General features: G+C 37.6%; 22 protein-coding genes. 16 read left to right on the top strand and 6 right to left on the bottom strand.

Annotated features, from left to right (window positions below):
* Positions 1-203: 203 nt before the first annotated feature.
* The 9 genes from BSO02S_RS28480 (at position 204) to BSO02S_RS13060 (ending at position 9,594) form a co-directional block, all read left to right on the top strand.
* Positions 204-329, top strand: a complete 126-nt coding sequence (locus BSO02S_RS28480; RefSeq protein ID WP_169802751.1) for a phage holin family protein — start codon at positions 204-206, stop codon at positions 327-329.
* A gap of 586 nt (positions 330-915) precedes the next feature.
* Positions 916-3,591: a right-handed parallel beta-helix repeat-containing protein gene (locus BSO02S_RS13095; RefSeq protein ID WP_066067714.1), complete on the top strand. Its 2,676-nt coding sequence runs from the start codon at positions 916-918 to the stop codon at positions 3,589-3,591.
* 291 nt (positions 3,592-3,882) lie between these two features.
* Positions 3,883-4,599 (top strand): metallophosphoesterase family protein, encoded by a 717-nt coding sequence (locus BSO02S_RS13090; protein ID WP_066067711.1) that lies wholly within the window; start codon positions 3,883-3,885, stop codon positions 4,597-4,599.
* A gap of 237 nt (positions 4,600-4,836) precedes the next feature.
* On the top strand, positions 4,837-5,043 hold the full coding sequence (locus BSO02S_RS13085; protein WP_066067706.1) for a hypothetical protein: 207 nt from the start codon (positions 4,837-4,839) through the stop codon (positions 5,041-5,043).
* Between the two features lie 89 nt (positions 5,044-5,132).
* Entirely contained in the window at positions 5,133-5,918 is a 786-nt protein-coding gene (locus BSO02S_RS13080) for a hypothetical protein (RefSeq protein WP_066067703.1), read from the top strand.
* A complete protein-coding gene (locus BSO02S_RS13075; RefSeq protein ID WP_066067700.1) occupies positions 5,918-6,190 on the top strand; it encodes a PqqD family protein in 273 nt (90 codons plus the stop codon). Before BSO02S_RS13080 ends, BSO02S_RS13075 begins: the two co-directional genes overlap by 1 nt.
* Entirely contained in the window at positions 6,180-6,635 is a 456-nt protein-coding gene (locus tag BSO02S_RS13070; RefSeq protein WP_066067699.1) for a signal peptidase I, read from the top strand. The genes BSO02S_RS13075 and BSO02S_RS13070 overlap by 11 nt, the downstream gene beginning before the upstream one ends.
* Before the next feature lie 19 nt (positions 6,636-6,654).
* Positions 6,655-8,466, top strand: coding sequence for an ABC transporter ATP-binding protein (locus BSO02S_RS13065; RefSeq protein WP_235846921.1), 1,812 nt, complete (start codon positions 6,655-6,657; stop codon positions 8,464-8,466).
* A gap of 15 nt (positions 8,467-8,481) precedes the next feature.
* Positions 8,482-9,594 carry a nucleotidyltransferase family protein gene (locus tag BSO02S_RS13060; RefSeq protein ID WP_084375016.1) on the top strand — a complete coding sequence of 371 codons (1,113 nt, stop codon included), beginning with the start codon at positions 8,482-8,484 and terminating at the stop codon, positions 9,592-9,594.
* A 147-nt stretch (positions 9,595-9,741) separates the two neighbouring features.
* Here BSO02S_RS13060 and BSO02S_RS13055 read toward each other — a convergent pair whose 3' ends face one another.
* The 3 genes from BSO02S_RS13055 to BSO02S_RS13045 all read right to left on the bottom strand — a co-directional run bounded on the left by BSO02S_RS13055 (position 9,742) and on the right by BSO02S_RS13045 (position 12,187).
* Positions 9,742-10,446 (bottom strand): DUF421 domain-containing protein, encoded by a 705-nt coding sequence (locus tag BSO02S_RS13055; RefSeq protein ID WP_066067696.1) that lies wholly within the window; start codon positions 10,444-10,446, stop codon positions 9,742-9,744.
* A 173-nt stretch (positions 10,447-10,619) separates the two neighbouring features.
* The gene (locus BSO02S_RS13050; RefSeq protein ID WP_066067695.1) at positions 10,620-11,090 is read right to left on the bottom strand and encodes a VanZ family protein; all 471 of its coding nucleotides are present in this window, start codon (positions 11,088-11,090) and stop codon (positions 10,620-10,622) included.
* A gap of 11 nt (positions 11,091-11,101) precedes the next feature.
* Positions 11,102-12,187, bottom strand: a complete 1,086-nt coding sequence (locus BSO02S_RS13045) for a lactonase family protein (protein WP_066067692.1) — start codon at positions 12,185-12,187, stop codon at positions 11,102-11,104.
* Positions 12,188-12,398: 211 nt separating this feature from the next.
* Here BSO02S_RS13045 and BSO02S_RS13040 point away from each other — a divergent pair, with 211 nt between their 5' ends.
* From BSO02S_RS13040 to BSO02S_RS13030, 3 genes are all read left to right on the top strand, one after another.
* Entirely contained in the window at positions 12,399-13,115 is a 717-nt protein-coding gene (locus tag BSO02S_RS13040; protein ID WP_066067686.1) for a DsbA family protein, read from the top strand.
* Positions 13,108-13,533, top strand: coding sequence for a disulfide oxidoreductase (locus BSO02S_RS13035; protein ID WP_066067682.1), 426 nt, complete (start codon positions 13,108-13,110; stop codon positions 13,531-13,533). The genes BSO02S_RS13040 and BSO02S_RS13035 overlap by 8 nt, the downstream gene beginning before the upstream one ends.
* Before the next feature lie 216 nt (positions 13,534-13,749).
* The gene (locus BSO02S_RS13030; RefSeq protein WP_066067677.1) at positions 13,750-15,345 is read left to right on the top strand and encodes an acetolactate synthase large subunit; all 1,596 of its coding nucleotides are present in this window, start codon (positions 13,750-13,752) and stop codon (positions 15,343-15,345) included.
* A 121-nt stretch (positions 15,346-15,466) separates the two neighbouring features.
* Here the strand turns inward: BSO02S_RS13030 and BSO02S_RS26370 are convergent, their stop codons facing one another.
* From BSO02S_RS26370 to BSO02S_RS13020, 3 genes are all read right to left on the bottom strand, one after another.
* Positions 15,467-15,571, bottom strand: a complete 105-nt coding sequence (locus BSO02S_RS26370; protein WP_142303696.1) for a YjcZ family sporulation protein — start codon at positions 15,569-15,571, stop codon at positions 15,467-15,469.
* Between the two features lie 156 nt (positions 15,572-15,727).
* Positions 15,728-16,585: an alpha/beta hydrolase gene (locus BSO02S_RS13025; protein WP_066067674.1), complete on the bottom strand. Its 858-nt coding sequence runs from the start codon at positions 16,583-16,585 to the stop codon at positions 15,728-15,730.
* A gap of 121 nt (positions 16,586-16,706) precedes the next feature.
* A complete protein-coding gene (locus BSO02S_RS13020) occupies positions 16,707-18,365 on the bottom strand; it encodes a PucR family transcriptional regulator (protein WP_066067671.1) in 1,659 nt (552 codons plus the stop codon).
* 347 nt (positions 18,366-18,712) lie between these two features.
* Here BSO02S_RS13020 and BSO02S_RS13015 point away from each other — a divergent pair, with 347 nt between their 5' ends.
* From BSO02S_RS13015 to BSO02S_RS13000, 4 genes are all read left to right on the top strand, one after another.
* Positions 18,713-20,035: a uracil/xanthine transporter gene (locus BSO02S_RS13015; RefSeq protein WP_066067668.1), complete on the top strand. Its 1,323-nt coding sequence runs from the start codon at positions 18,713-18,715 to the stop codon at positions 20,033-20,035.
* 379 nt (positions 20,036-20,414) lie between these two features.
* Positions 20,415-21,752, top strand: coding sequence for an NCS1 family transporter (locus BSO02S_RS13010; protein WP_066067975.1), 1,338 nt, complete (start codon positions 20,415-20,417; stop codon positions 21,750-21,752).
* Between the two features lie 92 nt (positions 21,753-21,844).
* Complete coding sequence (gene allB, locus BSO02S_RS13005) at positions 21,845-23,203, top strand: allantoinase AllB (RefSeq protein WP_066067665.1); 1,359 nt, start codon at positions 21,845-21,847, stop codon at positions 23,201-23,203.
* Between the two features lie 139 nt (positions 23,204-23,342).
* A complete protein-coding gene (locus BSO02S_RS13000; RefSeq protein ID WP_066067662.1) occupies positions 23,343-24,686 on the top strand; it encodes an allantoinase in 1,344 nt (447 codons plus the stop codon).
* Positions 24,687-24,746 lie beyond the last annotated feature (60 nt).

Genomic DNA, 24,746 nt, shown 5'->3' with positions numbered 1-24,746 from the left:
TTTTTATTTAGAGAGACCATTATAAAAGTTCTTATTAGCAAAGTATAAGGCAAGAAAAGATAAATAAATATCAGTTAAACAAGCTGTTTCTTCTTAATTGCTGGAGCTCAAATATTATGGATTATGAATGGTGGAGAAATCATTTATTTTCATAGGGGATCCGCATGGAACTGGCGAAGACATAACTTGAGATTTTTTGCTTAGTGGCTGCCGGAAATCTTGTGGATAAAACTGTCGTACAAGGCAATTTAATTGGTGATGCTATCCTGTTTTCCTACCTTGGAAATGTGCTCCTTTCAATTTTAGAAAATACTGGACATACTAGTTGAAATTTTAAAGGGGTAGGGTGAGGAAAAATAAATGGTGTATAATAGAGTTTTTAATATTCCAATCATCCAAAAAAATACGATTGGCCAACTTTTTCAAAAAGTGTAGATCTGCTTTTCTTACGTGTTCAATATGGATCTTCCGGTCCGGATGCAGAATATAAAAATCACGTTGAAAATACGAAAAAATCATCTCCCCTTTATGAGCTAGACATTCCCTTATTTCGTATCTGTAGACGATGCTTGAGTTGAACCATGCCTAAATGGACCACGTTAATATTTCAAAGAAGCGTCTTCCCTTTCACAGAATGGCGTTTTTTATGTTTCAAAAACTCCACTTGGTTATGGACTGTGTTTATTTTGCCAACCACTTCATAACTTACTTGTCTTCTTTCCGGGGGATGGGGGGAATATCCATGGAGTGGAACAGGTGGGGTTGCTGTCTTCCGAAGAGGAAGATGGCTTATGAAAGTTGATTATCATTTGAAAGGATATAAAAAAGTTCATAGCTGATAGGTATTCAGACTATGTTCCTACACCTGTTGTTGAATATGTATAAAGGAGTGAATAAAAAAAATGAGGCGATAATGTGAGTTTAAGTACAAATGCATATGTCTTGGAATTAGATGTATGGGGCGTATCTAATACGGTTAATGATTTTAATAATAAAACATTGTCTATGGCTAATTCCAACGGTATAAATAATGCGTTAACATGGGCATCTCAACAAGGATATACTGAATTCATGTTCCCTAAAGGAACGTATTTAATTGACGAAACCAATCCAATACAGCCAAAGAGTTTTATGACCCTAAATTTAAATGGCTCCACCTTAAGAATTCGAAATAATGGACTAGCCCATTATTCTGTTATTTGTTACAAACAGAATCAGGTCTTCTCTAGGGTTACAAATGGAATAATACAAGGTGACAGATACAATCATAATTATGCTACACCAGGTGAGGCATCCACGCATGAATGGGGTATGGGTGTTTTTTTTCCAAATACAACAGACCCAACTAAAGGCGAGGGTACTAATACACTTTTTATCACAATTGATAATATAGAATTTTTAGACCTAACAGGTGATGGCGTATCCTTATTTTCTAATCAAGGGATGGTATATGCTACTACAGCACCAACAAAATCTTATTCCATCACATTTGAACCAGGGTCTATTAGTACTACTGATGGTAGTCTAAAAGCAGATTCATCCAAAATTCGTTCTAATATATTTCTAGACCTTACTAATACCCAAATAGTTAAATGGAAGACTTTTGGTATCTACGGAGATGTTAGTTACCAATCTGTAGGCTCCGAGATTGATGGTACACTGCCATTTGATATTATTTTCTATAATACTAATGGCACTTTTAATTCCTCCCTAACAAATATTGACTTCTTTGATGAAATCCCGTTACCTGCTGGTGCAACCAGTGCAAAAATAGTATTACATCAACCAAATGTTCCTTCACCTTCAGGAAACGGACTGACATTAAGGTGTATGACAATACCTAAATTTACATTTATAGAGAAGTGCCACATACACCATACGCGAAGATTAGGTATCGCACTACAAGGTGCGAAATTTGTGTGGGTTAGAAATAATGATATCCATCATATAAGTGGTACAGCACCGCAAGCTGCATTAGATGTGGAGGATAACTATGCATTAAACCAAAACCTATGGATTGAGGATAACTTCTTACATGATAGTATATTGCAGCTAATTTTTGTAAAGGGCAAAAACTTTCATGTGAGGAATAATAAAATAGAAAGAGGTATTGGAATTACTGGGTACCCTGGTGTTAAAAAGCTCTTTATAGAAGGAAACTACTTTAAAGATACAAGTGCCCAAATAAATGGTGAATGTATAATAAGTAATAATCAGATACACAGATCAAATATAGGGATAGGTAATGGTACAGCCGAACCAGCAATCGTAGATAATAATATTTTTACGAATGCCTCATTAAATGTTTCTCGACCAAAAGCCTATTGTGTATCCGTTTCTAACTGTAGATTTACCGTTGATTCAGATTATAATACCTCTATTTCAGGTGCTGGTTTTAATGCGGGAACATTCCCGCAAACAATGACAAACTGTACTTTTGAAGGGTATTTATCATCATCTAGCTTAATATTCGATGGGGATGTTAATGCTACTGAAGGATGGACTTACAGTAATGTATTGTTTCTTAATACTAAAAAACCAAACAACAATGGTGGAATTAAAATACCAAACGGTACCTATATTGGATGTAGATTTAATAATACTGGTAACTTAGTAACTTATAAAACTGTAGAATTTATTGGGTGTACATTTACATGGGATTCGTATGATCTTTTTAGATTCTCTGGTTCTAATAATGAATTAGCAAGGTATATCAATTGTACCTTTAAAGGCGGGACAAGCAGTGCCTTTTATTTCTCAGCATTAACAAAAGGAAGAATTGAGTTAATAAATAATTATTTCGAATATCCTGATGCGACATCTACTTCTTTAGGCGTTATAGATGGATTCTGGAGCAACGTAACCGGGGGAACACTCTTGCTTGATGGCAATAGATTCCAATCGAATTTAGCTATGAAAGCAGTTAACGCACCGAATATAACCTCTGATGCATTCCGAATAATAGCAAAAAATAATACATTAGAGGAAAACATAACGTATGTAGTTGAACAAACTCAAATGCAAAACTTCTCTAACAACACTATTAATGACGTAATAGATCCGTATGATTGGTCGGCTGTAGTTCCTTCTAAGGGTTTCTACAAATTAGGAAAACAAATTAGGAATACTAACATGTTGACTTCAGGATATATGGGTTGGGTATGTGCTAAAGAAGGGTTTTTGGATATCTACAGTAGTTGGAGCGCTTCAACCAATTATAGCTGGAATACTAGAATAACAGTAAATGGCTATGTCTATTATTGTACAAACCGACTTGGCGGCAAATCTACTAAAACAGCGCCAACATTCCCGACAACCCCAATTTATGCGATAGTTAGCGATACGAAAGGTATGACTGGTTGGACATCTAAGAGTTATGCTGTCGGTGATATTATCCTACCAACATCATCAGATGGGTCATATTACTATGAATGTACTACTCCTGGAACTTCTGGTACAACGGAACCTGTTTGGGGTGGGAAGGACAATGTTATGGACGGGGCTGTAGTTTGGACAAAAAGATTAATTGTAATATGGAAATTACTAGGTCCAGCGGGTGCAATATTTAAACAGTACGGGCCAATTATGTAACAATTGGGTAAAAATCCCCAATTGGTCTTCTTTTAAGCATCCTAATTAAAAGGGTGCTTTTTATTTTGTCATAGAAGGAAATGAGATTGAATCGCAGACCATATTCATATAATAAAAGTTATTACCTAAGAAGATACATAGTAATCAATCAGATAACAAAATTTAAAATTGCCCATAACATTTGATAAATAGGAAAATTAAGGATACCTTTAAATATGTAGGGCAAGAATTTTTTTTATACAGTTTCAGATAGGAATCAAAAAATTCAATTTAATAAGGGGGAGTTTTAATATGAGGATTGCATTTATTTCTGATATACATGGCAATGCAACAGCTCTCGATGCTGTATTAGGAGAGATTAACCAAAGAAATGTAGAAAAGGTTTTTGTTCTTGGTGATCTATGTTTTAGGGGGCCAGAACCTCATCGTTCTTTGGAACTTGTTAAATCTTTAAATGCGGAGGTAATTAAAGGGAATGCTGATGAATGGATTGTACGTGGTATAAAAGAGGGAGAGGTACCAGATAGTGCCCTTGAAATGATGAGTAAAGAGCGGGATTGGGCATTGTCGCAGTTAGATGAAGGTAATGTTGAATACCTAAAGAACCTACCAACCGAATTAAAGCTGGAATATGGAAAGGTAAAAATTCATGCTTACCACGCGACACCACATAGTTTATTTGAAGTCGTTACCCCATATGAAAGTGATCAACTAATAGCTGAGAAGATGATGGGCAGCGAAGCAGATATTTACATATACGCCCACATTCATAAGCCATATATAAGATACATTAATGGTAAATGTATTATCAATATTGGAAGTGTAGGCTTGCCGTTTGATGGCTTAGCTAAATCATCTTACGCATTACTTGAAATTCAAGAAGAAAGTTTTCAAACATCCATTGTAAGGGTTGCTTACGATGTAAATAAAGTTATTAAACAATTTACTGAGTCTGATTATCCGAATTCAGAGCAAATGAAGAAAATATTGAGCAATTCTGGAATTTAGAGTGAGGAGGCATCCGCCTTCTCTATATTTTTGTTCGAATGATTAGTTTTTTCAGTTCTAATGGGGGCAATAGATTTTGTCGAATGATTGTTCTTTAAAAAGAATCACATTTGGATTATAATTTTTAGATAGAGAAATAATATGTGTTATTTACGTACCTTTTTTTAATAAATTGGACCTTTTTAGTCATTATGTTCTTTATAATGAACAAGAATATTGAGTTAGGAGGTGATGAATTTGATTTTAGAAAAAGTTTATTCCAGACCAATCGTATTAAGCCACCAACCCATTCAATTTGAAACCGCTCAAAGTTGGAATAAAGGACATGGAAATCTTGATCATCCCGGTAAAGGGAATGGGGGTATCAATTACCCTAATCCTCCATATACTGGTCCCCGTCCTCCAGATAAAAAGAAGAAGAAGGGTATAATACTTGGAGGTTAATCCTTAATGCACCCGGGAGGGGGGGTCAATGGTTATTCCATTGACTCTCTTTCTAGATAATTAACAGAATTATCCTAAGGAGGGTCAACATGCAGGAAGTACATACAAAAATTGGTGACCATTTCATTCAAATCATTTGTGAATCCATTAGTTTAATAAAAATGTTTGAAAAGAATTTCTATTCATTTATAGGTGATGAAAATCAACAATCCGATCTGGCTATAAAAATTGAAAATGGCTATGGCGTTTCATTCAAAGATTATGAAGTTGAAATAATCAAACAAAATAACCTCATATATTTCCTGCGAGCCGATTACTTAATTAAATTTGACCCAGAAAACAAATATGCGACAATTTCCGTCCATGATGAACTCGCCTTAAAACATGCCTTAATGAACCTATACAGTACCTTCATTGTCAATCAAAATTGGGGATTATTAATTCATTCCTCATGTGCAATCGAAAAAGGGAAGGCGCATATCTTTGCTGGCCAATCGGGGGCAGGGAAATCAACAGCTGCAAAACTATCGTATCCACGAAATCTCCTTTCTGATGAGGCAACACTTGTAAAAATCACAACAAAAGGAGTAATTGTGTACGATTCTCCGTTTCGTAGTGAAATGGAATCAGAAAGCCTTGAGGAACAAGTGGAATTAGCCAGTGTACAAATCCTGCACCAGGCACAGCAAAATACCAAAAATCAATTGGCGAAGTCTGAAGCATTGCTCCATTTAATGGATAAAGTCTTCTTTTGGCCTCATTGTCAAGAAGAGACAAAAAAAATCATGAGGTTACTAACCAAATTGGTGAAAACTGTACCAGTTTATGAATTTCATTTCAAAAAAGATAATACATTTTGGGAGTTGATATCCTGATGTCTCAATATATTCAAAAGGGAAAATATGAAGCTACTGAACTTGAGGGAGAGTGGATTATCCTAAATACCGAACAGTATACGGTAACAAGATTAAATGATGTAGGGGGACTTTGCTGGTCGCTGCTAACGGAGGTCCAAACATCTGAATCGCTTACAAGGTCCTTAGCGAAGAAATATTCATCGGTTAAGAATGATGAACAGATTAAAAAGGATGTAGAAGAATTTTTAATAAACCTTGTTCAGTGCGGGTTAGTCCAACGTGTTGATTGATAACGAAACAGTTATGCTTCTCAAAAGCGTCATTCTTAAGGATGGATGGTTGGAACTTCCCTCTATGGGAAATAGCATGTTTCCGTTTATTCAACAGGGAAATATTTGTAGATTTGCTCCATTTGAGCTATCAATCATAAAAAAAGGCGATATTATCTTATTCCATACTCCAAACGGGCAATTAATCGCCCATCGATATTATAAGAAAGAAAGAATGGAAAATAAGGTCCAATTTTTTTGTAAAGGTGATGCTAATCTAGGGTTTGATCAACCAATCGAATACAATCAAATCCTTGGTAAATTGATAAGTGTCCAGAAGGGGCGTAAAAAAGTCAGTCCTGATGATCAAGTCTCCCATTTATGGGGGAAAATGATCATAGTCTTCCCGGCTCTGTCATTTATACTTCGAAAATATTTAAATAGGAATATCCATTTACAATATTAACTAGTTATGGAGTGCCCATATGATGAAAGAACAATTTGCCATCTTAATAAAACAGTACTTTATCATGAAGGATATTCGGCAGACATTTTCATTATTAAGGCCTTTTATCATGAAACAATGGAAGGCGTATTTAGTCCTTTTAATTTCATTGCTGGTGGATATCTTCTTAACCATTGCCTTCGCCAAGTATTATGGTGAAATTACTGATTCAGCCATTCATGGAGGATTTCATCAGATTTTGTCGTATATTCCATACGGGGTATTTCTAATTCTATTAAGTATTGTTTCAAACGTTTCTTTTACATATTTTGATACCATTGCAATCAATGGCGTAAAAATGGACCTAAAAAACCATTTATATAACCATATACTACGATTACCGGTGAAGGATGCTTCAAATCTTCATTCCGGAGAATTAATGTCTCACTTTTCCAATGATATCCATGGTGTCGATGGTGTGATAGGCAGCAGTCTTATTAGTCTAATTAGGCTGCCAATTGTCTACATTGCTGTCTTTATGTATCTAGTAAATATTAATTTAACATTATGCTTAGTAAGCCTAATTATTGCTCCCATTGCGGCAATATCCGGTCTAATATTTGGATTGCTCCTTCGGAAAAATGGTGGATTGATTCACCGGATAATAGGAAATATAAATAGTCTTTTAAATGAGACATTTCACGGCTTCGCTGTGATTCGTTCCTTTACTCTTGAAAAGATTCACTATAAAAAGTACACCCAAAAAAATCAAGAATTGTTTCAATTAGAAATAGAAAATGCGAAGCTGAAAGCCTGGTATTATACGGGTGGACAGATCCTAGGATCCATCACCTTTTTGGTTAACCTGTCAATTGGTGCCTTATTCGTATCAAAGGGTATTCTAACAGTTGGGGCTCTATTAACATTTCTGAACTTGGTTAATCATTTATACAATCCTTTAACAGAGCTGGCAAGTTTGTGGGCGGGGTTCCAACGTTCTATTGCGGGGCTTGAAAGAGTACTAGACGTTCTCGAGAAGCCTGCTGATTTAGACGAGTTACCTTCCTTTACGACGTCAATGAGCAATTTTGAGTCCATTCATTTTCAAAACGTTACCTTTGGATATGAGGTAAACAAAAATGTCTTCGAACAATTATGTTTAGATATTCCCGCGGGGAAAGTTGTCGCTCTTGTAGGACCAAGTGGAGCCGGTAAGAGTACGTTTTTTAACCTTTTGCAAGGATTTTATAAACCGCAGTCAGGAGAAATACGAATCGCAGGTAAACCGGTTCAGGAGATTTCAGCGTCGGAATTAAGAAGTTCTATTGCCCATGTTCCTCAAGAAACCTTCCTGTTTGCTGGAACAATTCGGGATAATCTATTGATTGCCCGTCCAAACGTAACAGAGAAGGAAATGGTCGAAGCAGCAATAAATGCTAATATTCATGACTTTATTCTGTCTATGCCAAAAGGTTATGACACAGAAATTGGCGAAAATGGAATAAAACTTTCCGGTGGTCAGAAACAAAGAATCGCAATTGCTAGAGCAATATTAAAAGATTCACCGATCCTTTTACTAGACGAGGCCACATCTGCATTAGATGGGGAAACCGAATACCATGTAAAAGAAGCACTGGATGAATTAATGAAGGGCAGGACCACGATTGTGATTGCCCATCGATTATCGACTATTCAAAATGCCGATGTGATTATGGTGATGAATCATGGTCGAATCGTTCAAAGCGGAACACATGAGGAGTTAATCCGGCAAACCGGATTATATCAGAAGCTTAATGAAACATCCTTTAATCCAAAAAAAGCCCGGGCGTTGTCTTTGGTTGCAAAATCGTGATTGGTGGTGAGTACCGTGAGTATAGAGTTGGTCAAAGCATTATATGATCCACAGTCAGCAATGCCTATTGATAAAATGTTCTATGATGATGCTCTTATGGATATTGAACTTGACGGAATCTCATCCCAAGTTTATTTCCTTTTAAAGCAGCAAGGGAGACTGGATCAAACCCCTTCCTTTTTTCAAGCTCGTCTTAAAGAAACCTATGAAAAGGGATTATATCAAAACCTTTTTATTAAAAATCAGACGGATTTAATTTTAAAAGAGTTTGAGGACGAAAAGCTAGACGTCATAGCCCTAAAAGGGGTTTATTTTGCTGAAAAATATTTTGGACATATTGGGGCAAGAACGACATCCGATATCGATTTATTAATCAGGGTGGAAGACCTAGAGAAAGCGATTGATTCTGTTAAATCATTAGGCTTTTTAATGGAGAGTGGAGTAATACCTGGTTATTTCCATTGCAGCCTTAGTAAGAAATTACCTCATTCCCCCATCCCGTTGGTAGTTGAGTTGCATTGGAGCTTGATAAATGAAAGAACAGCGAGGTTTAATGTTGAAGATATTTGGAAGCAGTCAACACCTGTTGGAGAATGCTTGCATATTAAAGAATTGTCCCTTCATCATACTCTATACATGATACTCCTACATGGTTGGAGACATAATTTAGATTCTCTAAAATATTTCTTAGACATTATACAAGTTATTAACAAATTGGATGAAGAAGACAATTATGAGACTCTTTTAAAATTAGCAAAGTCACATCAAACGTTTAAAAGAATAAAGAGGACATTGTCCATTACCTATCAGAACTTTCCGCAATTAAATGATGTAAAAAAATTACCAAATGACATTTCAACTTTCTCATGGGAGTATCGAACTTCAAAAGATTTAAAACAATTTATTGCGTTTCTTGATTTTCAATTTTTTAGCTTTGATAGGGCTAACCATAGTTTTATAAGGGTGATTCGTTGGATATGCCCATCAAGAATGGATGCTTATGCTCAAGTAGGCGTAAAGGACAATCGACTATCTATATTCAAGGTATATATTTTGTTATATAAAAAGCGACTAACACATTTAGTAGAGACTCGGCTACTGAAGAGTGGGAAAAGTAATAACCGATAGGGTTTGGGGTCTCTTGGAATGGGAATTTTCCCTGAGTTGTTATTAAAAGTAATCCAGCAAAATCATCGATAATTTTCAAACTGAGATAATTTAAAAGCTACCTGCAAAGATGGCTTATTTCTACTTAGTAGCTTTATGTAGCTTCTATTATTTATATAAGAACACATTCAAATTCTTTTTCCTATCGATTGTGCAAAGCAAAACATTACCAGCCTCTTCCTGATGAAGAGTCTTAAGCGAATTAACCAGCCATTCTTCCTCCAGGTTCATCTGCTGCAGCAAAGGAAAATCAATCTTTCCTTCTCTTATTATCGTTTGTGGAAGGTCAAAGGGCTCCGTTTTTAAGTTGTAGATTGACGGTGTAATGGCCGCGTACTGAGGATCAAGAAAAATAGACATCTTCCCGTCGGATTCCCATAATGCCAACGCTACTTTTTTGACATCCTCGATTTTTTCCTTTCTTAACTCCGCTAATAATAAGTCAATCGAGATTCTGGCCTTTTTCAGTCCTTTATAAATGATTTCTCCTTCTTTAATAAGTGGAATGGGCGATGACTCAATTGTGTTTCTTAGCCAGGTCCATTTTAAATTTAAGAATATGCCCATTAAGTATAGAACAATGATTACAATCGTAGAGATGACAGACCCCTTTAATCCGATTCTTTGGTCTGAGAGTGGATGGGCAATAATGTTTCCTAACATTAAAGCGATAATAAAATCGAGTAATCTTAATTGAGAAATGGCACGAGAACCCATTATTTTGACCGCAATGAGCAAAAAGATGAAAGTGACTACAGCTCTTAAAGTCCACTCTATTAACGTAAGTGATTCTTGGCTGAGAAAAAAATCCAATAAAGACACATCCTTTACCTGATAAACGTCTTTCTTAGTATTCTCAAGGAATCACATTTTTTACGCCTTGATTTTAAAAAAACAAAAAACAGAATGAGCAAATGGGCTCCTCCTGTTTTATCATCATTAAGTATTCAAGTTATTCATAGACCCGTGTCTGTACTACATTTCCCTTAAACTTTAAGCCTTTTTAATATAATGAAAACCATTAAAACCCCCAATGAATCAATAACAAGATCATACAACCGCCCATCTCTGCCGAAAAACAATTGCAGAAATTCTGTGAGAAACGCAAATGTAATCGAGATTCCGATCGCATATTTGTGTCTTTTCAGCAGGTTGAATAATAGAAAATCCATGACAGCAAAACCAATAAAATGCCCTAACTTAACTTTTATAAATTCAGGATGAATCAAATATAAATCATGAAAATAAAAGAAGGATGAAAAGTTTGGATTTGAAACCCATTTGAATCCGAAAGTATGTAAATACATTAGCCGCTCAATACTTTCAGTCCAGGTATTTAATAATAAAAATAATCCCCATAAAACAACCATTATCAGTTTAATAAAAAGCTTTTGTTTTTGGATCTTTCTTTTTCGATTTTCAGTTAATCTGTTGCTTTGCAACTGGCGGTGAACCATAATCCTTTCTCCTAACTTTCGAGTATTTCTATATTAGACAAGGTATGTAAGAATTTAATACAAACCGGATAAGGTACGGCAATATCAGATTGCAGTAAGATAAGCTTACCACTGTCTTCATCCCGCGCAAATAAGACAAGATTTCCTGATTCTTGATTGGAAGCAACGACGAATTTCTCTGTCGGGTCAAACATGAAATCCCTTGGCCAATCTCCTTCAGTTGGTGTGTGTTCAATAAAGTTAAGTTCCCCGGTTTCTATATCCACACTAAAAACAGCAATACTATTATGTCCGCGGTTGCCGGCATAGACAAAGCGGCCATCCGCAGAAATGTGAATCGCGCTGCCTTGATTATTCCCGTTAAAATCAGCTGGTAGAGTAGAAATATATTGCTTTTCGGTAGAATGGCCATTTTCTTTATTGTAACTTAACACAATAACCTCAGAACTAAATTCTGTCATGATATAAGCCAGTTCGCCATTCGGATGAAAAACAAGATGTCTTGGACCGCTGCCTGCTTTTAAAGGAAGCAGCTTTACCTTCGTCAATGTCCCGTCACTGTTAACTGCATACGTAATAAGCGCATCAATCCCTAATTCGACGACTGTGAGATAGTTCTCATCGGGGGTAAGTCCCGCATAATGGGTATGAGGTTTTTCCTGGCGCGGGTCCGGACCGCGGCCTTCATGCTTGATCACTGAGGCTGAAGGCTGGACGGAACCATCTTCCGGATTTATTAAATGCGATGCTACTGACCCCATGTGGTAATTTGCGCTGAACACATACTGGTTTTTACTATCGACACTGACATGACATGGTGATGAGCCCGGAAGCGCTTGACTATTAATGGCTGTTAGTTCGCCATCATTACCAATCGAAAAAGATGCGATACCCCCGGATTCACCTTCTTTGGCAACGGAATATAGGTATCGATTATCTTTACTAATCGTTAAATATGTAGGGTTTTCTAACTGAGCGGCAAGCTTAACATTGTTTATTCTTGCTTCAACTGTATCAAGGGTAAAGGAGTATATCCCTTTGCTTTCCCCTTTTGTGTACGTTCCAACATAACCAATGAAGTTATTAGAGTTTTCCATTTTCTATGCTCCCTTTTAGGTGATAATATTAGCATTCATTATTATAGTATCCAACATTACTTAAAATCTAATTTTCCTGTCTTCTAAAGGGGTATTTTTACGGAAGAAGAGCCTTTTATTTGCTTTATTAAGCGGGATAAGTGATATTTATACTAGGGCAATCATATACATATTAACTTTTTGTAAACATTCATATAGAAGGAGTTTGATTATGGCAAAAAACAAAAAAAACTTGAAAAATGAATCTAAATCTTCATCGAAGTTTGCTTTCTGGATGGTAGGGCTCGTTGCTGCTTTCATCCTAGGGTTTATTTTTTTAGGTAATCATACAAAACCAGATGAAAAAACAAAAACAAAGGAAAACATTGATTATAGCAATCAGCCATTCCTTGGTGAGAAGTCAGCACCTGTCTCCATTATAGAATTTGGGGATTATAAATGTCCAATGTGCAAAAATTTTGCTGAGCAGACTGTGCCAATTATCCAAACTGAACTTGTTGATAACGGCAAGGCAAAATTTTATTTTATGAATAATTCTTTTATCAATGTTGACTCGATTCGTTCGGCTAAATTTGCGGAATCCGTATTTCAGGAACTTGGAAACCAATCGTTTTGGAAATTTCACGAACTTCTTTATAAAAAGCAGCCAAATGACCCTAAAAGTGAAAAGGCTGATATTTTCACAGAGGATTTCTTGGTTAATACGTTGAAGGAATTCGCTGGCGACAAAGAGGTAAATAAGGTTGTAGAAAACTTCCGTGCAAAGAAATCAGAGGATGCCTGGGATAAAGATATGGAATATGCGAAAAAACTAGGAGTTACTGGTACACCAACCCTTTTTGTTAATGGGAAGATGTTCACTGGCCAGACAATTGATGACTTAATTACTATGGTCGAGGATGCGGCAAAGGGGAAGAAGAATGAATAAGCCATTGCTTCTCTCCTGGGTTGCGGCCATCGCGGCAACACTTGGAAGCTTATATTTTAGTGAAGTCATGCACTTCATTCCCTGCACTCTTTGCTGGTACCAGCGGATTTTTATGTACCCATTAGCTGTTATATTGGGGATTGCTGTTTATCGGAATGATCTAAGGATTTATAAATATGTGCTGCCGTTGTCCATTATCGGGATGCTGATTTCCGGCTATCATACGCTGCTGCAAAAGGTTCCCTCTTTACAAAAGTTTGAAATGTGTACAACCGGAATTCCTTGCTCAAAGGATTATATTAACTGGCTTGGGTTTATTACGATACCATTGCTGGCCTTTATTGCTTTTACGATAATTACTGTAAGTCTAGTTGTTCTAGCCCGCAGTCAAAAAGAAGAGGATGTCCAAAAAGCTTAGCTTTTGGACATCCTTTATTTGTTTTTCACGCGAATTCAAGTGTTTTACTCGCGATTCTAAGGCGTTTACTCGCGGATTCACGACATTTACACGCGAATTTACAACATTTACTCGCGAATCTAAAATTGGGGGGGGTGCGATATTTTGTTTTCATGTTTATAAAGTTTTGGCAAAGAATAGAACTAGTTAATCTATTCATCAGGGGGCGGCAACGCAATGAAAGCGACGGATACAATCGTGAATTGTTTAGAAAACGAAGGGGTCGAATATATTTTTGGGATTATTGGTAAAGAGGTTATTGATTTAGCTGATTCTTTATCCACTTCTGAAAAAATTAAATACATTCCTGTAAGGCATGAGCAGGGTGCCGCATTCATGGCCGATGTTTATGGCCGAATCACCGGAAAACCAGGTGTTTGTTTGGCAACGCTCGGCCCTGGGGCGACCAACCTTTTAACAGGGATAGCCAGCGCCAATTTGGATCATTCACCTGTAGTCGCCATAACCGGCCAAAAAGGGCTGGAACAACAGCATAAAAATACCCACCAGTACCTTGATATCTCAAAGATTTACGAACCTGTAACGAAATGGGCCGTGCAAATAAAAGCGGCAAACACAATCCCGAAAATAATCAGGAAATCATTTCGGACCGCAACAGAAGGAAAGCCAGGAGCAGTCGTGATTGAATTACCGGAAAGTATCGCGATGGAGAATGTAACAACGAAGCCTTTAGCTGTGACATGCTTGCCAAAATGCGTGCCTACAGCCGAATCATTAAATTACGCAGCAAAATTACTAAATCAAAGTATTCGTCCCTTTATCATCGTCGGAAATGAAGTAATCCGCCAAAATGCCGTCAATGAGGTGCAGACACTCATTAAGCAACAAGGCTCACCCGTCGCACAAAGCTTTATGGCGAAAGGGATTTTACCAAAGGGGCATCCGCAAAACTATTATACCTTTGGTTTTAATGAAAAGGATTATGTCCTTCGCGGGTTTGAGGAAGCCGATTTACTGATTGTGATTGGCTTTGATTTCGTCGAGAAACTGCCCTCGGAATGGAACAAGAAAAAGGTTCCGGTTATTCATATTGGAGCCACAGCAGCGGAAGTAGACGAATATTATCCTGCCCAAGTTGAATTAGTAGGCAATATCAAAGAAACATTAACGCTATTTTTAAAAAATGAGATCACGGCCAAGCCTTGGCAGCCATCCGGAGACTTGAAGACTCGTATCGAAGAATCCTATTCTATTATGGAAAAAGAGAGTGGTGATTCTTCGTTGACAATTGAAAAAATCCTCCACGTAATCGAAAGGGTTCAGACCGATGAAACCATCGTTATTTCGGATGTGGGCTCACATAAAATCTCAATTGCCAGGACTTATCAACCAAAACACGCTAACCAACTGATTGTTTCCAATGGGCTGGCATCAATGGGCATATCCATCCCAGGGGCGATTGGCGCAAAATTGGCTGCTCCTGAAAAAACAGTCATTTGCATTAGCGGGGATGGCGGGGCATTAATGAATTTTGCTGAGCTGGAAACAGCAAAGCGGCTGGGTTTGTCGTTTGTTATAATCTTATTAAATGATTCAATGTTAAAGCTTGAAGTGGCAACAATGCGGAAAAAGTTCGGCGATAGTTTTGGCGTTACGTTCACCAATCCTGATTTCATTCATTTAGCGATAAGCTATGGAGTAAAAGGGGTAAAGCCAGCTACCATCGAAGAATTTGAAGCAATGTTAACGGAGGCAATCGACTCGAATAATGAGATCGTTTTAATTGATACAGTTCTCACTGCAAAAGCTTAGTAGTCCAAGCCCATCAAATATTTTTATAGTCTAAATATTTTACAAATAAACATAAGAAAGAGCGGTGAAACCAAGGGTTTACCGCTCTTTCTTCGTTATCTTGATACCGGTGGTTTAAAGCTTAGTACATACCACTCATGAAGGATGCTCCGACAATGATTAATAAAATAAACAACACAACAATTAACGCAAAACCGTTGTTGTGTCTTTCGTGATGCTCAGACATAGAAATCACCTCCCCCATTAAATAATTACATTTTATGCATGATTATTTGATTTGAAAGGGACAAGTGTTTATTATCTGATTTTTTAGTCATAAATTGCCTTATTGTTTGTGAAATTCAAAGAAAAGCCCGCCAATCGTTGGCGGGCTTCTTTTTTGTTATTCGAAATGTCCTTTTAAAAAGGTAATAACCTCATCAAAGGCTTTTTGGACAATCGGGTTCTGCCAATCTTCGTCGAACACATGCTTGCCGTTTGGGATCGTTATTAATCGGCTTTCTGCCCCAGCATTTTTTAATGCCTCGGTCATTAGTACCGATTGTTCATATGGGACATCCTCATCCATTGTTCCGTGTAAAAGGAGCGTTGGTGGAAAATCGGCATTTGCAAAGTTTAATGGGCAAAATTCAGAAAGATTTCCCTTATTATGGCCGCTAATTTCTTCAATCCATACACCGTTCTGTCTGGCGTACATATAGATGGCATAACGTTTTTCAATTGGGCCTACGGTAATAACTTTGTCTGAAACGAGCATTTTTGCAAGTTCTTTTGGGACAGTAGTCATTTTTTGATAGTGGGGGCTCGGTTTCGTTGCCCAATCGCCTGTAATATCACCATATCCGTAAAACGACACAATCGCTTTTGGCTTCTTCTTAAAAGTCCCAGATAATAGCGCAAGGTAGGCCCCGGCTGAGCTCCCAATCACAGCTATTTTGTCTGGATCATACTCAAATTCCTTGGCACCTTCGTCTTCAAGCCAAGAAAGAGCAGCGGCAATATCGGATTTAATTTCGGGCAGCTGGGATTCAGGAGCCAGCCGATAATCAATCGAGAATACATTAAAACCAGCCTGAAGATAAAGTTCAATCTGTTCGGCCTTCATATCTTCTCTCGACCCCCAAAAGAGGCCGCCGCCGTGAATATAGACGATAACAGGGCTGAATTTTTGCGACACCGGATAAAAATCAGCTTTTATCTCAAAGTTAGTTTCTTTTCTATAAACGATGGTTGTTTTCATCTTGATGGTTCACACACTTTCATAAAAATTAAATTCTCCTATTTGTTATTATAGTATAATAATTATAAAGTTAACAGGATGAGCCTTGTTAGTGTTTTCAGCTAAAGAAATAGCGGAGAACTTACCCACCTACTGTTTTTGTGAAAATCGGGCGCATCAGTAATGCCATTCTCAAATGCAATGAGTTTTGCGGTTCATGAACTAAATACCCTAATATATTTTCACATTTTGCGATTCGATATTTAACCGTATTCCGGTGGATAAATAATTTTTTGGATGTAATCGTGATCTCACAATTATTTTCCAAAAATACAATTAATGTATTGATTAAATCTTCCTCATCCTTTGTTTTTGGATACGCGAGCGAACGCAATGTGTTTTCATAAAAGTTCTTTAAGTTTTCCTTTGGAATTAAATGAATGAGTTCGATTAATTGCTTTGTTTCGTAAAGGTTGATAAATTTCTTTTGGTATAATTCCTCGCCATGTTTCCAAGCCTCCACAGCTTCAGAATAGGTGATCGGGATATAGGTCATATCGTTGACAAAGTTACCAACACCAAAGGAAAGCGAGACCTTTAATGTGTTAAAAGCTTCCTCTTGGAACTCCTCTAGTTTTTTCTTAATGGAAGTTAAGAGGCTATCGTTTGTCGTTTGGATGATACTGACAAAAAACCTGTTCTTTATAAAAAGAATACTATCCTTATTAATTTTGATTATTGATTTATTAAATAAATCATATAAAAAATCGTATGACCGATTCCTTGTCATGAGATCACTTTGTAGGAATGTATCCTGCTTTTCCCCATCAATCTGAAATACAATACAAAGGTATTTTGCTTTTTCAATTAACCCGTGTTGTTTGCCACGATAAATAATCTCTTCTTTTAAGTCTATGTTCCCTTCAACGAGCGAGCCGAAAAAGTTGTTTTCTAATAAACGGCTGCTTTCACGGATTGCTTCGTTCTTTAATAAGGTGAAGGAAATCACGGTTGATGCCTGCTCAATCGCTAATTGCGATGACGGATAGGGTAATTTTTCTGCGTTAAAGATGATAAGCAGGCTTGGATATGGATGCATCGTTTTTACCTGAACTATATTAAGTGAAATGGAGGAATTGGTAGGGTTAGGATGATCAATTGTAATCATACTTTTTTCGCTATATTTTTCAATATTCTTTTTAAAAAGAGACTCCACGTGTTCTTTCATATTTTTCATGTTTTCCTTATGAAAGTGCTGGGAAAATGAAACAATATCACCTAGAGGGCTAAGTAACAGGACAGGGTTTTTTAAAAAATAGCCAAGATTTTCAATTAGGGATTGAAGATTATAGCCTTTGATCATCATATCCGTAAATTTTTTATGAATATGGATAGCATAAAATAGCTCCTCGATTTTGTTATTCCATAAAAAACTTAACAATTGATGGGCAACATTTCCTAAAGTAAGAGAGGGGGGAATAATGATAATCGGAAATTCTAATGAATTGGCTAAATCCACCACCTCTTTAGGGATTATATCAATGAATCTTTTTAGTTTTATGGCTATGCCGGCACAGGGATGCTTACTCATTTGCGATATCAGTTTGCCGAGTGCAAGCGGATCATCTTTAAATGCAAAACCCGTTGTCAATAACAGAGAGTTCTCAGCTAAAAAATTTATCACGTCCGGTGTTTCGGAAACCTCGATTGATTCGACCACTCGTTTTAATCCCGCATGCCCAGCAATGACTTGTGCATCTTGAAAGACATCGACAATAAATAAATCCTCAACTATTTTCATTTGGTACCTCCACCTAGCTAATCCTTTACTTTTTTTATTATTATCTATATTAGACAAAAATACCATATATAATTATGAATAACGACTAATGACTTTATTTGCCTTTTCTAGTACATTTAATTCTAATGGGATTTTTATCTGTTAGGGAATATTTTTACTTATTTGTTGATAAGTTAAAACTTTACTAAGAACTGAATCCAAATAGATCAAAATAGTTAGGAAAAGATAAAGAAAACTTGCCGATTGGCGAGCCCGTTAGGGCGAAGACAGAGGCGTAGTTGCCCTTATGCCCGATTAGGAAAGTTATACTTTCCTATCGGCTAAAAGAGAATTGGAGGGAAATAGTAATGAATCAAAAGTCATCAGCTACGATGTCTTTAGCCGGCTTACAATGGCTGTTTTTTATGTTTGCAAATACGGTAGTCATCCCGTTAACCATTGGGGATGCATTCGATTTATCCTCCATGGAAGTCGCGAGTGCACTTCAAAGGTCATTTATTTTTACAGGCGTGGCTTGTGTTCTTCAGGCAGTAATTGGACATAGATATCCATTGATGGAAGGGCAATCTGGATTATGGTGGGGAGCCATTTTAAGTTTAAGTGCATCCGCTACCTCGTCAGGGATTTCTGTTAGTGAACTTGGGGGCGGGCTGGCAATCGGAATCATCCTATCCGGGATTCTTGTTATGATTCTTGGGGCTCTTGGTATGGGAAGTGTATTAAAGCGTTTGTTTACACCGGTTGTTATGAGTACAGTACTATTTTTACTGGCCGCGCAATTGATAGGGATTTTTACAAAAGGAATGCTTGGGCTGGCTACAGGGGATCAAATTCATCTTCCTACAGCTGCGTTATCAATTGGGTTAATCATTCTCGTTGTCTGGATTAATGTAAAGGGACCTGGAGTAATTCGGAACTTCTCTATACTAATTGGAATTGTAACAGGCTGGATTATTTATGTGCTGTTCTTCCCAGAACAGTCTTCTGAAGTAGTTACTTCTACAAAGATTTTTAATGTTTTTCCTTGGGGGAAACCAACCTTTAGTCTTGGGCTTATCATTATGGCAATCCTAACGGGCCTGGTAAATACGACCAATACAATTGCCTCAATTAAAGGGTTTGAACCGATGGTAAAGGCGACTACCACCAATAACCAGTATCGCAAATCATTTGTACTGACGGGAATCAATTCCGTCGTTTCTGGATTATTTGGAATGGTACCATACGCACCTTATGTATCGTCATTAGGCTTTTTGCAGTCGACACTGATATTTGATCGACTGCCAATGATCATTGGGGCGGTCATGTTTATTGTACTTGGTTTAGTTCCAGCACTGAGTCATCTCTTTTCGACTCTCCCTGTAAGTGTAGGAGACGCTGTTCTTTTTGTAGCTTATCTGCAATTGTTTAGTGGTGCACTGTCTAATTTAGATGGAATTCGCTTTAACCCTAAAACGATTTATCGGATTGCAGCCCCGGTTTTGTTAGGAATTGCGATTATGAATATTCCAGCTGATATGTTTGGGTCCATCCCGATGCTTGTCCGGCCACTTCTAAGCAGCGGCTTATTAATGGGGATATTATTATCAGTTCTTCTTGAAAACACCATTAACTGGTCGAAACTGGATAATGCGGGAAAAAGTATCGTAAAAAAGGAAAAGGCTGGTTGAAAACGAAAAGGGCATCCGTGATGGATGGCCTTTTTTTTGCCGTTTAAATGCTTATCCCCCAGTGCATTTGTCTATTTTATCTAAATTTAATTTGTGAACATTGTGTGAAATGAACAATGACAACCTGGTTGGGACCGTTTACAATCATACTGTAAATCAAGTTAAAAAAAGATTAAAAAGTATAACATTAAATAAAAATAGTATAACAAATATAGGGGTTAGAAAATCTTATTTGTTTTAATGAAATACTTTCCGCTTTTAATTTGAGTTTTTGTGCAAATAATAATAGAAGTACAACTTTTTTGGGGGGATCTCTTTGGCACAGGCAAGTATAAAAAGTTACGATACAAATGAGACGGAGATTCAATTTGATCCGGGTATGGATGATTCACTAAAGCCGAAAACGGACGCGGGTAGGACGGTAGGTCCATTAGCTTATATGTTTATGTGGATTGGTGACGGAGTTAATTTAGGCAATATGACGCTTGGGGCTAGTATAATTGTTGCGGGTATGGCGACACTAAATATCTTTCAGACAATTGCCGCAGCCATCGTTGCAATTGGGATTATTTCAACTATTTTTGCGTTAAATGACAGGCTCGGATACAGAGAAGGAGTACCATATGTGGTGCAGCTCAGAATGTCCTTTGGGATAAAAGGAACAGTTATATCGTCACTTTTACGTGCTATACCCGCCATCGTCTGGTACGGAGTTCAAAGTTGGATTGGCGGTACGGCCTTAAATGAAATTATGAAGATTGTTACTGGCGGCACCTTTGATCATGTTGCCATTTGTTTTGTCGCACTGCAGTTAGTGCAAATTGTATTATCAATGTTTGGCTTCCATGCTGTTAAATGGGTAGAAACACTTGCATCTGTTGTTATTATGCTTGCACTTGTTTATGTATTTGGAATTCTTCTAACATCCCACAGCACAGCCATAGCAGAAAATTGGGTCCATGCAAAAGGCTCATGGGGCTTGCCATTCTTCGGAATGATTATGGTCTTATTAGGAAATTATGCAGGTATCTTTGTAAGTGCAGCAGACTATTCCAGAGAGCTAAAAACTGGTATGAGTGATGCAAAACGCGGGTCATTATACTTTATGCCCATTACTGTAGCGTATGGTTTTGTAATTATTATCGGGGCAATGCTTGCCGCTGCAACTGGTATCACGAATCCTGCAAAAGCCATTCCATCTGTAATTGATAATTCTTTTATCTCGTTAGGTGTATCGGCATTCATTGTGATTGGGGTCGTAGCAACCAATATGGTTGCCAACATTATTCCTCCAGCCTATGTCATTACATTGTTAACAAAATTAAAATATAAAGCTTCTGTAACTGTAACAGGATTGCTTGCGTTATGTGCGTTTCCTTGGGTGCTTGTACAGGAGTCATCGGCAAAGGGGCTTAATGTTTTCATTCTAACGTATTCCGCGTTTTTAGGCCCAATTGTGTCAATATTATTAGTTGACTATTATATTTTAAGAAAGCAAAAGGTAAATGTGGCTGATTTGTACAAGGCAGACGGTCCATTTGCAGGGTTTAATCCTGCTGCAGTGATTGCCATGCTGATTGGTGCTGGCGCTGCCTTTATCGAAGTGGATCTAGCATGGATTATCGGCTTAGTTGTAGCAGGTATTGCCTATATTCTTCTGAATAAGTTTGCATTTAAAGGTTCAAAATTTAAAGAGGGTACAATTTTTGAGAAATGATGGTAACCTATTGATTCTTAATAAGCAAGCCGCATTTTTCAACTGAAAAATGCGGCTTCTAACAGTTCAAAATGTTTGAAGGAGGAAATACGATGAAGTATGATTTGATCATCAAAGGCGGAAATGTTGTATTCCATGATGGTGTACGAAAAGCAGATATTGGGGTTAAAGATGAAAAAATTACCTGTATTGCTGAGCAAATTACTGAAGATGCGAAAGAAATAATTGATGCTAACGGCCAATATGTAATGCCGGGGATGGTTGATACACATGTTCACATTAGCGAACCTGGCCGGACGGAATGGGAAGGCTTTGAAACAGGCTCGAAAGCAATGGCAGCGGGCGGTACAACTAGCTATGTAGAAATGCCGCTTAATGCGCTGCCGGCCACAATTAATAAAGAGGCTCTGGACCTTAAACTTGAAGCCGCTGTTCATCAAAACTATGTGGACTATGCGTTCTATGGCGGGCTTGTGCCGGAAAATCTAGATAAGCTGCAAGAGTTGGCTGATGCAGGTGTTCTTGCTTTCAAATGCTTCTTATCTGATATCACAAGCGATATTCCAGGAGATTTCACCAATGTGGATGATTACACCTTATATAAAGGTATGCAAAAATTAGCAGAATTAGATCAGCTATTATGTATCCATGCCGAAAACGCATCGGTTACCTCTGGTCTTTCAAAAGAATTTGCAAGAGAAGGCAAAAATTCAGGTGTAGAATATGCAGAATCACGCCCGATAGTCACAGAAGTGGAAGCTGTTCAACGCGCAATCCTATTTGCCAAAGACACTGGCTGTAAGTTACATCTTGTCCATATTAGTACCTCTGAGGCAATTCAGACCATCTTGAAAGCGCGTGCTGAAGGTGTCGATGTAACAGTTGAATCATGCCCGCATTATTTTGCCATGACTGCCGAACAAGTTGATGAGATTGGACCTAGAGCGAAATGTCAGCCGCCTATTAGAAAAGCAGTAGATCAAGCAAAATTATGGGACGAGCTTCTGAGCGGCAATATCGATTGGCTAACTTCCGACCATTCGCCTTGTACCGAGGATTTAAAGCAAGGAAATCTTTGGGAAGCGTGGGGCGGAATTAGCGGTATTCAAAATAATGTCGATTTAATGTTCGATTTGGCTGTAAAACAACGTGGTCTAGCTGTTGAAAAGTTTGTTGATTTAATTGCTTCCAATCCTTCTAAACGTTTTAATTTGCCTAATAAAGGCGAAATTGCAGTTTCAAAAGATGCGGATATTATTTTGGTAGATCCTAACCAGTCGTATGTGGTCAAACGCGAAGACCTTTACTACAAAAATAAACACAGCGCATATGAAGGCAGAAAAATTGACTGCCGGGTAACGAAAACAATCGTACGTGGAAATGTTGTGTTCGACTTGGAAAAAGGTATTGTTGGGAATCCTATTGGAAAACTAATGTCTGCACAAAAATAATGGGTAAACTTGTATTAGTACAACGGATATTGTTATAGAACAATTATGTTGATAATAAAAATAACATATTTTCTGAATAATTACAATGGAATAGTAAAAAACATTTTGTATTTTTTTTATAAAAGGGAGATTATCTGCCATGACTAATTACGATTTAATTATTAGAAACGGTAATATTGTAACTGCTGATTCAGTTGTCAAAGGGGATATTGCAGTTCAGGCGGGGAAAATTGCAGAAGTGTCAGTCAACAAGGCGATTGAGGCAAAGGCTGAAAAAGAAATTAATGCGGAAGGTCTCCATGTATTCCCGGGCTTAATTGATTCACATGTTCACTTTAACGAGCCTGGAAGAACAGAATGGGAAGGACTAGAAACCGGCAGCAGAAGTTTAGCTGCGGGTGGAGTAACAACATTCTTTGATATGCCGTTGAACAGTACACCGCCAACCATTAATAAAGAAAATCTTGAATTAAAACGTACACTTTCTGAGCAAAAGTCAATTGTTAATCCGCGCTTCTGGGGCGGACTTGTACCGGAAAACATTGAAAATCTAAAAGAACTTCATGAAAATGGAGTCATCGGCTTTAAAGCCTTTATGTCTCCAAGTGGAATCGCTGATTTTAATAATGTTGACGATGAAACTATCTTTAAAGGCATGACGGAAATTGCTTCTCTTGGCTCTCTTTTAGCTGTTCACGCCGAAAGTACGGTTATTTGCGATCAGCTTGCACAAAAGAAACAAAGGGAAGGCAAAACATCGGCACGTGATTTTGTTGAGTCAAGACCAATCATCTCTGAGATTGAGGCAGTACGAAGAATCATTTCGTATGCGGAAGCAACGGGGTGTAAATTACACATTGTCCATGCAAGCAGCCGAAAGGTTGTCGAAGTAATTGAAGAGGCAAAACGTCGGGGTGTTGATATTACAGTCGAAACTTGCCCGCACTACCTCTCATTAACCGTTAAGGATTTAGAAGAAAAAGGAGGAATTGCGAAATGCGCCCCTCCGTTGCGCGATGAAGATGAACTTGAAGATTTATGGGTTGCTGTAGCGAACGGCGAAATTGATGTGATTGGTTCTGACCATTCACCGGCACCTGCTTCTATGAAAGAAATTGAAGGAAACTTCTTCGAAGGCTGGGGCGGTATTTCCGGTGCTCAATCTACCTTGAATATTTTGTTGACGGAAGGGTATTTTAAACGGAATCTTCCGTTAGAAAAAATTGCTGCATTAACAGCAACAAATCCAGCGAAATTATTTGGCCTTGCAAATAAAGGAACAATTGCTGTTGATTACGATGCAGATTTGACTCTTGTCAACTTGAATGAAAGCTTTGAACTGAAGAATGAAGATTTATTCTACCGTCACAAGCACTCCCCATATGTGGGCATGACATTTAAAGGGACAGTCAAAACAACTATTGTCAATGGAGAAGTTGTTTTTGATAACGGTCGTATTACAAAAGAGTTAATTAATTCTTAATGATTACAATGTAAAAAGGGCTTAGAGTTTTTCTCTTTGCCCTTTTCAGCAATTTATTGA

The sequence above is a fragment of the Neobacillus soli NBRC 102451 genome (assembly GCF_001591665.1).
In the GTDB taxonomy this organism is placed as follows: domain Bacteria; phylum Bacillota; class Bacilli; order Bacillales; family Cytobacillaceae; genus Neobacillus; species Neobacillus soli.
Note: the sequence above shows the minus strand (reverse complement) of the source record. Positions and strands in the feature narration are given on the sequence as shown.

What these genes read in the sequence shown, in the direction of transcription:
- BSO02S_RS13090 (WP_066067711.1), top strand. Translation starts at nt 3,883, where the DNA reads ATGAGGATTGCATTTATTTCTGATATACATGGCAATGCAACAGCTCTC.
- BSO02S_RS13080 (WP_066067703.1), top strand. Translation starts at nt 5,133, where the DNA reads ATGCAGGAAGTACATACAAAAATTGGTGACCATTTCATTCAAATCATT.
- BSO02S_RS13075 (WP_066067700.1), top strand. Translation starts at nt 5,918, where the DNA reads ATGTCTCAATATATTCAAAAGGGAAAATATGAAGCTACTGAACTTGAG.
- BSO02S_RS13065 (WP_235846921.1), top strand. Translation starts at nt 6,655, where the DNA reads ATGATGAAAGAACAATTTGCCATCTTAATAAAACAGTACTTTATCATG.
- BSO02S_RS13050 (WP_066067695.1), bottom strand. Translation starts at nt 11,090, where the DNA reads ATGGTTCACCGCCAGTTGCAAAGCAACAGATTAACTGAAAATCGAAAA.
- BSO02S_RS13045 (WP_066067692.1), bottom strand. Translation starts at nt 12,187, where the DNA reads ATGGAAAACTCTAATAACTTCATTGGTTATGTTGGAACGTACACAAAA.
- BSO02S_RS13040 (WP_066067686.1), top strand. Translation starts at nt 12,399, where the DNA reads ATGGCAAAAAACAAAAAAAACTTGAAAAATGAATCTAAATCTTCATCG.
- BSO02S_RS13035 (WP_066067682.1), top strand. Translation starts at nt 13,108, where the DNA reads ATGAATAAGCCATTGCTTCTCTCCTGGGTTGCGGCCATCGCGGCAACA.
- BSO02S_RS13030 (WP_066067677.1), top strand. Translation starts at nt 13,750, where the DNA reads ATGAAAGCGACGGATACAATCGTGAATTGTTTAGAAAACGAAGGGGTC.
- BSO02S_RS26370 (WP_142303696.1), bottom strand. Translation starts at nt 15,571, where the DNA reads ATGTCTGAGCATCACGAAAGACACAACAACGGTTTTGCGTTAATTGTT.
- BSO02S_RS13025 (WP_066067674.1), bottom strand. Translation starts at nt 16,585, where the DNA reads ATGAAAACAACCATCGTTTATAGAAAAGAAACTAACTTTGAGATAAAA.
- BSO02S_RS13020 (WP_066067671.1), bottom strand. Translation starts at nt 18,365, where the DNA reads ATGAAAATAGTTGAGGATTTATTTATTGTCGATGTCTTTCAAGATGCA.
- BSO02S_RS13015 (WP_066067668.1), top strand. Translation starts at nt 18,713, where the DNA reads ATGAATCAAAAGTCATCAGCTACGATGTCTTTAGCCGGCTTACAATGG.
- BSO02S_RS13010 (WP_066067975.1), top strand. Translation starts at nt 20,415, where the DNA reads ATGGATGATTCACTAAAGCCGAAAACGGACGCGGGTAGGACGGTAGGT.
- allB (WP_066067665.1), top strand. Translation starts at nt 21,845, where the DNA reads ATGAAGTATGATTTGATCATCAAAGGCGGAAATGTTGTATTCCATGAT.
- BSO02S_RS13000 (WP_066067662.1), top strand. Translation starts at nt 23,343, where the DNA reads ATGACTAATTACGATTTAATTATTAGAAACGGTAATATTGTAACTGCT.